The organism is Staphylococcus sp. GDY8P54P, assembly GCF_017892645.1.
GTDB classification, from domain to species: domain Bacteria; phylum Bacillota; class Bacilli; order Staphylococcales; family Staphylococcaceae; genus Staphylococcus; species Staphylococcus ureilyticus.
Window position 1 is genome coordinate 144,013 of the sequence record NZ_JAESLN010000029.1, and the last position, 11,931, is coordinate 155,943.

Here is an 11,931-nt window from a genome sequence, read left to right on the forward strand (position 1 = left end):
CACCAATCTAAGTTTCGCTTACTTGAATTTATTTTAATGACTTAATAGCTGTTTCTGCCGCTGTTTGAATAACTTTATCATCAGGTTTCGCATCTTTATCTGATTTTTTCGTGTAAATAGCAAGAATAATTGGCTTATTTTGCTTTTTTGGATATATAAAAGCTAAATCGTTTCGACTACCATAGGTTAAACCTTGACCACTTTTATCTCCTACAACATCATCCTTAGATACAGCTGCTTTTATTAACGTATCTCCAGTTTCATTATGAATCATTGTATGCTTTAGTAATTCAAGGTTAGCTTTGCTCATATTTTCACTCTGTAGAAGATGATTTAACGTTGTTGCAGCTCTTTTAGGTGTGGTTGTATCATCTGTACTTTGTGGATCATATAAATTTAAATCTGGTTCGAGTCTTTGTGGATTAGATATATGGTCTCCACGATGTATGAGTGCTTGTTGAAATCCTTTAATTCCACCTATTTCTTCGATGACTTTATTATTAGCTGTATTATCACTCTGCAACATAGAAGCTTTTATTAATGCTTTTAACGTCATTTGCTTGCCGATATATTTTTCAGTGACGGGTGAATAAGCGACAATGTCATCTTTGGATATCGCTATTTTTTTATTTAGTTCTGACGTTGGCGTGTTTTGTAATAATATACCACTTGAAATTGCTTTATATGTAGATGCAAATGCAAACCGTCCACCTGATCTGTGCTGTACCACTTTGCCATTAGCTGTATTGACACCATAAACCCCTACAATTGTATCATTATCTTGTTCTATTTGATCAAAACTTTTTGCATCAGCGACCTTTCCTGTCACTGTGAGTAAAAAAAGCCCAAACAAAACACTTAAATAGAATTTTTTCAAGTTTTCAATCCCCCTATTCAGATTTGAAAGCAATACGCTATACTTACGTTTAACTATAATCATAAATATAACAAAACACAATTATCTTTATTACGCCTAACCATTAACGAGTAGAAATAATTGGGACTAAATATATACTTCAGTAACTATAAAATTTAAAAATACTGCAATTAAGCATTTCATCAACAAAATCTGCTACATTCACTCTTAATGAATACTTTATTTTATTGACTATACAACAGAATAGGCTGAGACATTTAATTTGCCCCAGCCAAAGCATACAATTTCAATTAAAGTAACTGTTGCTATAATCTCAAAAACGTGCGATTTCAAATCATCTCTGAGTTGAATCTTAACTTTATTAATACTATTTAAACTACTGACCGATTGTTATTTCCACCAAATTATCATTTTGATCAAAGAAAGCAGTATAAAAGCCATTATTTGTTTCATATTTCACATAAGTGCCATCTTTATTGCCTAATTTACCTTCTCCTATGATTTCATTTGAAGTATGAGCCTTCTTAAATGTTGACTTAGATACTGAATCAGGTTTTGTGAAGAAAGTAAGTTGCACCACTTCATTGTCACTATTAAATTCTACGCTTGTATCATAAATTTTCTTAGAATGATCAAATTCTTTCTTGGCATTAGTGTCAACTTTATAACCATCAATCGTAACATTGTCATATTTTAAAGCACGTACGAAGTTATAATCTTGTGTAAAAGTTGGATCATATGTTGTATAACCTTCGTAATTATACCAAGGTGTTGTTTGTGCTTGTGAACGAACACCATTTTCACTATTTGCACCGCTTGCGCCACCTTCACCGTGTCCCCACTTTTGGACTTGCTCTGCTGCTTGCGCTGTTGGACTACTCGTTGAGATATATGCTGCTGAAGAACCGACAACCAGTGTAGATACAACGACAGTTGCTGAAATTAACTTTCCAACTTTCCGCATAATAAATCACTCCTTATTTGTAGTCTTCCATATGCAAAGTGTAATTGTTTACTTTCATCATACACCTCTCCGTTTTATTTTCAAGTAATATTACACTTTTGTAAATATTAGTACAAATTATATATAAAAATACTTTATCGATATAGCTTTGATGTTATGTTAAACATTTGATTGTTCATATTAGAAAAGTGCTTGAGCTAAAACCATACTGCAATGTATTTTTAATTGGTATAGTAAACATAATAAATAATTTAAAAAGGATGGTTTATCATGATCTATATTTTACAAGTTGATTTTCCAATCGATGGTCCTTTTGGACAAGAGATGTCCAGACAATTCGCTGATTTAGCGAAATCTATAAATGGAGAACCAGGTTTTTTATGGAAAATTTGGACAGAAAATGCTGATGAAAAAGAAGCGGGTGGCATTTATGCATTTGATAGTTACAAAAATGCTAAAAATTATTTAAACATGCATAGTGAGCGCCTACAATCCATGGGTGTCCCAACTGTAAATGCTAAAATATTTGCTACAAATGACGCACTTACTAAAATCACACATGGACGATTAACATAACCGTATTGGGATGATAAAATACAACAAGCCTTTCAAATGTACACACATCTCGTGTGTTTTGAAAGGCTTTTTAGACATAGATTGAACGAAAAAATAAATATTTTTAAAAATAATAATTTTCCAAATCATTATTTATTCAGTTGTGACATGTCATTGATAAACGCTTGATAGGTGATTTCATTTTTAGATAACCTAGCCACAAGCATATACATTTGTTCATGCTTAGTAAATTCAGTTTTATATAAATCTTGTTCTCTTTCGCTCTCATTATCTAAAGGATTGACGACGTCCTTTGATTTTGAAAATGCATCATAATACCTAATCCCAAACAAGCGTTGTGAGAATCCATCTATATGAATACCATCTGGATTTGCCGTTAAGCCTTCTGCTGTAACAAAGTAACAATCATGTTGTTTCTGCGCGACGTTCTTGATACTGTTATTAATTTCTTGATACTCTGTAGCACTAGCGCCAAACCCTTCTTTTCCTAAAAACGTTCCTAACAATCCAATGACAAAAGTAAGTTTAGGCAATTCAAGTGCTTCTCTAAAATAATCAATGAGATGTGATAATTTTGTTTCATATGTTTGAAATTTATTATTTTGACTATCACTTTCACCTTGATGCCATAAAACACCAATCAATTCAGACATTTCCATAGCAAATCTCGCTTCACTTACAGCATGCCGCGTCAGCATACTTTCATCTGACCATTCTTCAATAGAAGTACCTCCATCAGCACATGGAATGAACCCTATTGTTTCATTTGGATGATCATCGAGCCATTGCTTTGCAAACGATGCAGCTGGTCCAATACCAGCGACAGAACGATCGCTATGTATCGGTTCTTCCATCATTTGCCATCTACCATTTCTAAGCATAAAAATACGTTCATCAATGATGGGATTTACACTATCTAAAAATCCTCTTCCTGCCATATTTGATTGACCAATTAGTAAGATTGATTTCATAACGTTGTTCCTTTCAATTTTTTAGTTTTTTAATTAACTGCTAGTAGCTATTTTTCAGTGAATATTTTAAATATATGTAAGCATATCATTTTTTTCTTAAACTTACCCAAATTTCATATTAGAAAGTGCTACGCTTTATATATAATTATTATAAAAATAAATTCATATAAACTTTACTTTTAATACTAATTATCATATTATGGAATGGATTTTGAGAGGAGTTTTTATTTTGGAGAGGAAAATGGAACTCACCTATGCTAGAGCGATATTTTGTATCGCAATAGTCATCGTCCATTGTTTAACCGGTTTAGTAAACGATTATCACATTTCACAATTTGAAAAATCATTTTATAGTTTTTTACAAGTTATTTTATTATTTGCAACACCTTGCTTTATTATTTTGTCCGAAACATTATTAGGTATGCGATATTCAACTAAAATTCCGCAAAACTTTTTACTTAAGCGCATGAAATTTATTTTAATTCCTTATGCTATATTTGGTTTATTTATCACTTTTAGACTATTTCTTGGTGATAATTCAGATAAATCATTTTGGGAAATCTTTTTAAATATCGTAGTGGAAGGTAAATTTTTCGGATGGTTTGTACTTGTTATTTTTCAGTTTTATATATTACATCGCTTATTTTATAAATTATTGAGTAAAGCCAATCCTATTTTTGTACTTGTTGTTACCTTTATCATTAGTTTTGGACATTCTTATTTAATGTATTACAGTACTGCTTATCTTGAATTCTGGGATTTTTATCCTTTATTCAGTAGAACCATTATTTTATATTGGCTATTTTACTTTGTTGTTGGTTTCTACTTCGGTAAATATTATGATACTGTTATTCATTTTTTAAAGCGTCATTTAGTTTGGCTTCTATTGATTTGGCTATTGGCTTTATCCTATATGGCATTTAATTTTTCTTATTTAGACGTACATCTAAATGAGTCTAATCGATTTGATTTAGTCTTATTTTCTGCAATCAGTTTTGTATTTATCGTCTATTTATCTAAATTTTTAACTCGGTTTAATTTAGTATTTGTGTTTTTAATAAGCGAAATATCATTTTTCATATACTTAGCACACCAAATCATTGTAGATTTTATTTCTAGATCGCTAGCATCATTTGTTACATTCCCACCACTATTTTTAATCTTAAGTTCTATTTTCACACTTGGATTTTGTATTGGATTAGCGATAATACTATCTTTTATTCCATATATAAGAATTGTTGTAGGAAGAAATACACTACAGCCTATGGTTATCAATAATTATAAACATCATAGCTAAAGTGTAAAAGTTACTATATAAACATGGCATTTCAAATAAACAAGCACAGTATAAATTGAAGGCTTTTAAATATAAAAAGGACGCATCCATTTCATATGGATGCGTCCTTTATTTTGGGCTTGAGCATTATTTCTCATCCCTCAGTTATATGATACTTTAGTCATCTAATAAATGATAAAATTGTTCAATCGCTTCTTTATTATATAATTCTGGATCAAATTTGGCATAAACAGGTGTTTCCTTATTAATAAACTGTTGTATGCTTGTTTGTAATGATTCAGCATCATTAAAACTCAACATTCCATACTTGCCATAATCAAGTACATATTGATTGGCTGGTATATCTGATGCCAGAATATCTATACCAACAGTCAACGCCTCTAATAAGACCATTGATTGCCCTTCGTAATAAGACGGTAAAACAAATAAATCACAATCTCTCATAATATTAAATGGATTTCTTTTTTGTCCCATTAAAAATACATGCTCTGATAAATCTAATGACGTAATTAGTTTATTTAGTTGATTTTTGAGTGGGCCATCACCTAAAATGTATAATTTCGCGTTAGGATTTGCTTCCACCACGCCGCTAAACGCTTGAATCAAATTATCAAATCCTTTTTCAGGAGATAATCTTCCCATTGTCATCACTTTATAATCGGATTTATGGAACGGTACGCTTGTAATTTGCTTATCCTGTTCTCTTACAATGACACGTTCCCCATTTTTCATAAAGATATCATTATCTTCATCCACCAAATTATAAATTCTATCTAAGTTAATGGTATTCATCGATGATTTAAATTTATCTTTTGTTTTTCTATTCGCTATTTTTTTAACATTTTCCTGCTTAGTCACTTCAGACACACTTACGAGCTTATCATAATAAGGATATAAGGACATCACACCTTTTAGATTAGCGTAATGCGGTCTCACACCGTTCACTTTACGCTCCATATCCATTTTCATATCACTGTGCAAGTAGATTAATTTTCTTTTAGCTTTGCTCGCTAACAAGATTTCAGACCAAAACATCGCATAGCCACTGAAATCCATAACGACATCAAACGCTGAGTTACCAAACACTTTTCTAAATTCGCGTTGATACAATGCATCCGGATAAATTTTTTCTTCAATTTTCGATTTGATGCCTCTATTGCGTACCAATAGGTTACGATAGTATTCTGAAGTGTTTGCCAACAATGGTCCTTTTCTTAAAATAACCCTCACATTGTCATTTAAGCTATATAGATTATCTATCACATCTTTATTTCTATTGAATCCAAGATAAACCGTAATATCATATCTATCATAATCAACATTTTCTAATAAATTCAGGATCGATGTTGTTATGCCATTAGGTTTCATACCACCTGGATATATTAAAATACGCTCTTTTCTGTTGTTTTGAACGCCATTTTTGGGTGCATCATGATGAAACACTTGATTGACAACTCTTTCCGTTACTTGTCCATCATCGTAATTCACAAATTTTTGTTTATATTTTTGATAGTTCCCCTTATATTGTGCTAGCATGCGCTGTGATTCTTGGACAGTAGCTACCAATGCTTCAATTGAGTGCACACTTGGACCTGGAAGACTATCCACAGGAAGATAAAATCCTCTGTCTTCTTCATAGGCTTTATAATCGGGTGTATAAAAAATAATAGGTTTATCTGTAACTAAATAATCAAAAAAGATACTTGAGTAATCAGTTACAAGCAAATCAACAATACTGAGTAATTCATTCGTATCAAATGTATCTTCCACTAAGTATTTTTTTAATTTTTTATTACCTACTGCTTTTTTATAAATAAACGGATGCACTTTTAATAATACTTGATAATGTGTTTGTTTATTTAATGACTCAATCAGCGCTTCAATTTCTTCAATATTATCTTCTGGTATACTGACCGTTTGGCCACGCCATGTCGGTGAAAAGAGTAAAATCGGCGCATCTGTTAATTTAATGCCTTGTTTCTTTAATTTCTGCATAACTTCTTTTGACTGTGCATTTAGCGTTGCATCTATTCTAGGATAACCAATTTCTAAAATTGCTTCATCATTTAAACCGTCTAATTTAAATGCTTTTTTAAAAATATCTGTCGTATGTTGGTTAGGTGAAATAATATAGTCAGAACTTAAAAAGTTACGAATTGTATTTTGTGATTCTAATAAATTATGTTTGATATCTAACCCCATTGCTTTTAAAGGTGTACCATGCCAAGTATTAACATATATTTGATTTGGCTTTTTCGTAAAATACGTTGGAAACGTCGCATTATTGATGAGATATTTACACTTTGTTAAATAATGTAAATAGTCTTCACTTTCTTTAACTATAAATTTTACATTTTTATATTTACTATATTTTTTAGAAAATGCTTTTTGCATTTTTTGAGATGCTACGACCCAAATATGTATATATTTTTGATAATCAGGATGGTTCATTAAATATTTAAATATTGCATAAGGACTATCTGTCATACTTTGTCCATCTCTAACTTGATACAAAATATGCTTGTCATCTACTTCAATCGTTTTATATAGATTTGCATAATGCATAATATTTCTTGTGTATTTACTTCTAAATTGTAATTTCAATGGTTCCGAAATGAATTTTAATTTTCTTTTTGTCTGATTTAATACAAACTTTTTCGTTTTACCTATCATTCTTCCACCTCTTAGTTTTTCTTATCTGTATTCGAGTAATTAATATATTCAGTTAAACCTGACATAATATCATATTGTGGTTTATATCCTAGCGCTTCCAAACCTTTGATATCAGCACAAGAATGTTTAATATCCCCACTTCTTGATTCAGCAAACTGATAGTCTATAGATTTATTATAAACCTTTTTGAACTTATCAAAAATTTCTAATAGTGATATTTGTTTACCAGTAGCTAAATTGTATATTTTGCCATTCGTCACTTCATTATCGAGCACTGTTGAAACCGCTTGCACCAAATCCTTTACATATACAAAATCTCTCGTTTGCTCTCCATCCCCAAAAAATGTGAATGTTTCGTTATTTTTAAATTTATTATCTATAATAGATAATACACCAGAGTATGGTGAATGAGGATCTTGTCTCGGTCCATATATATTAAAGAATCTTAAAGCAGTTGTTGGCAGTTGATATAGCGTACTGTAAATTTTTGTATATTGTTCCCCAGCATATTTTTCCACAGCGTAAGGTGATTCAGGATCAATGAACGTTTCGACTTGTTTTGGTAATCCTTCGGTATTACCATAAACGGCTGCTGATGATGCAAAAATAAATTTCTTCAAATTATGATTATATTGACGATTGGCTTCTAAGAGATTTAATGTGCCATTTATATTGACAGACTGAGACTTTATAGGGTCATTTATTGTTTCTACAACACTAACTACGGCTGCTAAATGAATGACGATATCAAATTGTTCTTTCTCTACTAAGGATGTCACAAATGATGTATTAATCACATCATTTTCAATGAAATGCGCATCATCTATAAATTCGACATTCGAACGATGCCCTGTGCTTAAATTGTCTAATATAAACACCTCATTAGCTTTATTAAAGTGTTCTGCTAAGTGCGAGCCGATAAATCCAGCACCACCTGTAATTAGTATTTTCATTATTTCTCCTCCTATATATTCAAGTCATAATATACTGACCATCAATTCAATTAATAAAATCTATTAATCCATATAACTCTACTTTTATCATAAAAAATACAACAATATTAAACTAAAATTATTATTTTAGTTAATTAACATCTTCTTTATATTAATACAAGTTTAACAATTTTGACGATCAAATCAAAAGAAATTGAGGTAAAAACTTAATAATAATTGAATTATAACACCATGCACTTTGCAAAAATTCATTTTACTGCATACTTAAACCTAAATATTGCTAATAACTGAATCTATGAAATTACTAATCTTTAGTAAAAATATGCTTTGATAAATATTAAATTTGTAAACTATCTTAAAAAGCGTTCCGCCATAAGTATCCTTTAAAGTATAAAATAATACCTACATTATACTATAAAGCAATACAGCGAAACGCTTAATAATTTTACTATAGCCTATCAAAATTTTACTTTATCGATCTTATATATAAATTACTGCACGTCATTATTTTTCTGTGCTTTTTGATAAAAATAGTTAGCCACAATAATATCTACAATGGCTACACCTACAGATTTAAATACGGTAATTTCTTCATCACTTTCGCGTCCAGCTAAATGAGAACCGACGATTTCACCTAATTCTCCATATAAATCTTTTTCTCCAAATAAACCTTCATCCATAGGGGTAATTAAATCCCCTGTTTCTTCTAACGCCGCTTCCGATGCTTCTACAACTACTTTATCGGCATTGGCTATAGCGTGTGAAGGTAACTCTTGCATATCTGGTTTAAAAGAGCCCACAGCATTCACATGCACCCCAGCATCCAATGGTTTATTAAAAACAGGTTGTGAGGCGTTGGTTGCAGTGACAATAACATCAGCATTAGCTATAGCATCATCAACATTTTCCATCACTGTCACATCAATGGATTGATATTGCTGTTGGATCGTTTCTGCAAATGTCACTGCTTTACGGTGAGTTCTATTATACAGTTGAATATGTTTGATATCTCTAACAGCTAGTACAGCTTCAATTAATCCTTGTGCTTGATCGCCTGTCCCTATGACACATAATGTTTCTGCATTTTCACGAGCAAGGTATTTTGTAGCTACGCCAGAAATTGCGCCTGTACGAATTTTGGTTAAGTAAGAACCTTCTAATACAGCTAATGTTTCACCAGTTTCATAATCTGATAATATGACAGAACCAACAATGGTATTTTTACCTATCTTTGTATTATTAGGGGCCATTGTTACTGTTTTAAGCCCCACAACTTTCAATTCATCAGATAAAGCCGGCATAACTAGATAACGATTGTCTTCATTAAAAGGAAGTACATAACGTAAAGGGGTATCCGTCTTCCCTTCAGAATAGGCCTGTAAAGATTCGGCTACCGCTTCAACGACTTCTTCCATGTTTAATAATTCAGCTTGTTCATGTGCATCAATAAATTTCATAAGACACCTCTATTCTTTTACATTTTCTGACTCTAAAATGTTACTCTTCTTTTCAAATTTATTTTCAAATAAGATTATTCCTATAAATCCAACGACAAGTAAAGGAATGATAATCCAAGCCATATGATTATCGACATACACAGACACACAATATATCGCTAATAATAGTGTTATGGCCAACATATTTTTAATAAACAGCAACCAATAATCCGTTTTCACACTAAACCATGTTTGTTGCTGATTATCTTCTATTTTAATATGATATAACGTAAACTTTAAATGTGTAATCAACATATAAATAAATGCTAAAATACCGATTAACAACAAGATTTTATGAAATATGACGTTAGGAACCACATCTGCAGCCGCTGCAAATATAATAGCGATAACAATACTTTTCAGTTCTGCATTTTTCTTCATATCAATCTCCGAACCTTTGTCATTAATTCAACCTCTATTGTTACAATAACATACTTACTCGGAATTTTAAGTTTGACTAAGAGCTAATCTTTTAAAAATAGATAATGATCTACCTATGAATACATCGTACAATATGTGGAAAAACAGCTAATGATTCAAGCAATTTATAAAATAAGCATCTGTATGGGTTTGTACCTGTTCAAGTGTGGCACCTTCTTGAAGTTCAACCAATTTCATAACTTTATCTTCAAATTTAAAAACAGCTAAATCTGTGATTAACGTATTAACAACACCTGCGCCTGTTAAAGACAACTCACATTTTGATTTTATCTTAGATTCACCATGTTTATTCATATGGTCCATGATAACGACCACTTTTTGAGCTCCAACCACCAAATCCATCGCACCACCCATACCTTTTACGAGCTTGCCAGGAATCATGTAGTTTGCTAAATCACCTGTTTCCGAAACTTCCATACCACCAAGAATTGCTAAATCAATATGCCCGCCGCGTATCATCGCAAATGATTCTGCATTATCGAAATAGGAAGCCCCTTTAGCAGCAGTAACCGTTTCTTTACCTGCATTAATCAAATCTGGATCCACTTCATCTTCAGTAGGATATGGGCCAATACCAAGCAAACCATTTTCAGATTGGAAAAAGACATTTTCCACATGATCATTCATCTCATTTGCTACAAGTGTTGGCATACCAATACCTAAATTTATTACCATATCACTATGAATTTCTTGTGCTGCACGCTGAATAATCTTCTTACGTTGTGTTTGTTTATCCATGTTATACCTCCTTCACTGTACGTTTTTCTATGCGTTTTTCAAAATGTTTGCCTAGATAGATATAATCCACATATACACCTGACATATGTACATCATCTGGGTCAATTTCACCTAATTCAACAATTTCTTCTACTTCAACGACAGTAGTCTTGGCGGCCATAGCACATAAAGGATTAAAATTACGCGCTGTTTTTTCAAATACTAAATTACCAAATGTATCCGCCTTTTGAGCCTTCACAATACCAAAATCGCCTGTAATGGCACGTTCCATAATGTACGTTTCACCGTCAAATTCTCGTGATTCTTTACCTTCAGCGATCAAAGTCCCCACACCTGTTTTTGTGTAAAATGCTGGAATACCTGCACCGCCTGCACGTAGTTTTTCAGCCAACGTACCTTGAGGTGTTAGTGTTACATCTAACTCACCATTGATCAGTTGTTGCTCAAATATTTTATTTTCACCCACATACGAGCTAACCATTTTATCTATTTGTTTTTTCTCAAGTAAACGGCCCAATCCAAAATCATCTACACCACAGTTATTACTCACTACGGTTAATCCTTTTGTACCTTTTGTACGAATCGCTTCAATGGCATGCTCTGGTATCCCGCATAGCCCAAAACCACCGGCAAGTACTGTCATGCCATTTTCTAAATGCTCAAACGCTGTATGTATGTCTTGAATGACTTTAGACATGTTATAACCTCACTTCTTTTTTAAAATTAATACCTAGTATTAAAACAATTATACTTGAAATTTTTTGCGAAGTCTTTTATTTCATGTTGCCGTTTTCATAATATCTATAAACTTTTACTTTATATTTAAAATTTGTTTTCAATAAAATCAAAACCACGCGTATAACGGGTGGTTTGTTCTTCGGCTATAAGCCTTTGTTACTGACCAGCCCTGATAAGGGCTCTGAAAAGATCAGCCATATGTACTAC

At 31.9% G+C, this 11,931-nt stretch carries 11 protein-coding genes; 2 read left to right on the forward strand and 9 right to left on the reverse strand.

What is annotated here, in order from left to right; genetic code table 11:
- Positions 1–28: 28 nt before the first annotated feature.
- Complete coding sequence (bla, locus tag KA883_RS10365) at positions 29–877, reverse strand: class A beta-lactamase (RefSeq protein WP_052722088.1); 849 nt, start codon at positions 875–877, stop codon at positions 29–31.
- 376 nt (positions 878–1,253) lie between these two features.
- Positions 1,254–1,841: an immunodominant staphylococcal antigen IsaB family protein gene (isaB, locus tag KA883_RS10370; protein ID WP_046207225.1), complete on the reverse strand. Its 588-nt coding sequence runs from the start codon at positions 1,839–1,841 to the stop codon at positions 1,254–1,256.
- A 270-nt stretch (positions 1,842–2,111) separates the two neighbouring features.
- Here isaB and KA883_RS10375 point away from each other — a divergent pair, with 270 nt between their 5' ends.
- Positions 2,112–2,417, forward strand: coding sequence for a monooxygenase (locus tag KA883_RS10375; RefSeq protein ID WP_040029905.1), 306 nt, complete (start codon positions 2,112–2,114; stop codon positions 2,415–2,417).
- 128 nt (positions 2,418–2,545) lie between these two features.
- Here KA883_RS10375 and KA883_RS10380 read toward each other — a convergent pair whose 3' ends face one another.
- Positions 2,546–3,388, reverse strand: a complete 843-nt coding sequence (locus KA883_RS10380; protein WP_046207224.1) for a sialate O-acetylesterase — start codon at positions 3,386–3,388, stop codon at positions 2,546–2,548.
- Positions 3,389–3,617: 229 nt separating this feature from the next.
- Here KA883_RS10380 and KA883_RS10385 point away from each other — a divergent pair, with 229 nt between their 5' ends.
- A complete protein-coding gene (locus tag KA883_RS10385) occupies positions 3,618–4,685 on the forward strand; it encodes an acyltransferase family protein (RefSeq protein WP_046207223.1) in 1,068 nt (355 codons plus the stop codon).
- A 156-nt stretch (positions 4,686–4,841) separates the two neighbouring features.
- Here the strand turns inward: KA883_RS10385 and KA883_RS10390 are convergent, their stop codons facing one another.
- The 6 genes from KA883_RS10390 to KA883_RS10415 all read right to left on the reverse strand — a co-directional run bounded on the left by KA883_RS10390 (position 4,842) and on the right by KA883_RS10415 (position 11,683).
- Positions 4,842–7,358, reverse strand: coding sequence for a glycosyltransferase (locus KA883_RS10390; RefSeq protein ID WP_210139975.1), 2,517 nt, complete (start codon positions 7,356–7,358; stop codon positions 4,842–4,844).
- Positions 7,359–7,369: 11 nt separating this feature from the next.
- On the reverse strand, positions 7,370–8,311 hold the full coding sequence (locus KA883_RS10395) for an NAD-dependent epimerase/dehydratase family protein (RefSeq protein WP_046207221.1): 942 nt from the start codon (positions 8,309–8,311) through the stop codon (positions 7,370–7,372).
- A gap of 491 nt (positions 8,312–8,802) precedes the next feature.
- Positions 8,803–9,768, reverse strand: coding sequence for an ornithine cyclodeaminase family protein (locus KA883_RS10400; protein ID WP_046207220.1), 966 nt, complete (start codon positions 9,766–9,768; stop codon positions 8,803–8,805).
- Between the two features lie 9 nt (positions 9,769–9,777).
- Positions 9,778–10,188: a hypothetical protein gene (locus KA883_RS10405; RefSeq protein WP_046207219.1), complete on the reverse strand. Its 411-nt coding sequence runs from the start codon at positions 10,186–10,188 to the stop codon at positions 9,778–9,780.
- Positions 10,189–10,335: 147 nt separating this feature from the next.
- Positions 10,336–10,986, reverse strand: coding sequence for a 3-oxoacid CoA-transferase subunit B (locus KA883_RS10410; protein WP_210139976.1), 651 nt, complete (start codon positions 10,984–10,986; stop codon positions 10,336–10,338).
- A 1-nt stretch (position 10,987) separates the two neighbouring features.
- Positions 10,988–11,683, reverse strand: coding sequence for a CoA transferase subunit A (locus KA883_RS10415; protein WP_046207217.1), 696 nt, complete (start codon positions 11,681–11,683; stop codon positions 10,988–10,990).
- Positions 11,684–11,931: the final 248 nt, after the last annotated feature.

Coding starts and splice junctions, on each gene's coding strand:
- KA883_RS10395 (WP_046207221.1), bottom strand. CDS start 8,311: ATGAAAATACTAATTACAGGTGGTGCTGGATTTATCGGCTCGCACTTA.
- KA883_RS10400 (WP_046207220.1), bottom strand. CDS start 9,768: ATGAAATTTATTGATGCACATGAACAAGCTGAATTATTAAACATGGAA.
- KA883_RS10375 (WP_040029905.1), top strand. CDS start 2,112: ATGATCTATATTTTACAAGTTGATTTTCCAATCGATGGTCCTTTTGGA.
- KA883_RS10380 (WP_046207224.1), bottom strand. CDS start 3,388: ATGAAATCAATCTTACTAATTGGTCAATCAAATATGGCAGGAAGAGGA.
- KA883_RS10415 (WP_046207217.1), bottom strand. CDS start 11,683: ATGTCTAAAGTCATTCAAGACATACATACAGCGTTTGAGCATTTAGAA.
- isaB (WP_046207225.1), bottom strand. CDS start 1,841: ATGCGGAAAGTTGGAAAGTTAATTTCAGCAACTGTCGTTGTATCTACA.
- KA883_RS10410 (WP_210139976.1), bottom strand. CDS start 10,986: ATGGATAAACAAACACAACGTAAGAAGATTATTCAGCGTGCAGCACAA.
- KA883_RS10390 (WP_210139975.1), bottom strand. CDS start 7,358: ATGATAGGTAAAACGAAAAAGTTTGTATTAAATCAGACAAAAAGAAAA.
- KA883_RS10405 (WP_046207219.1), bottom strand. CDS start 10,188: ATGAAGAAAAATGCAGAACTGAAAAGTATTGTTATCGCTATTATATTT.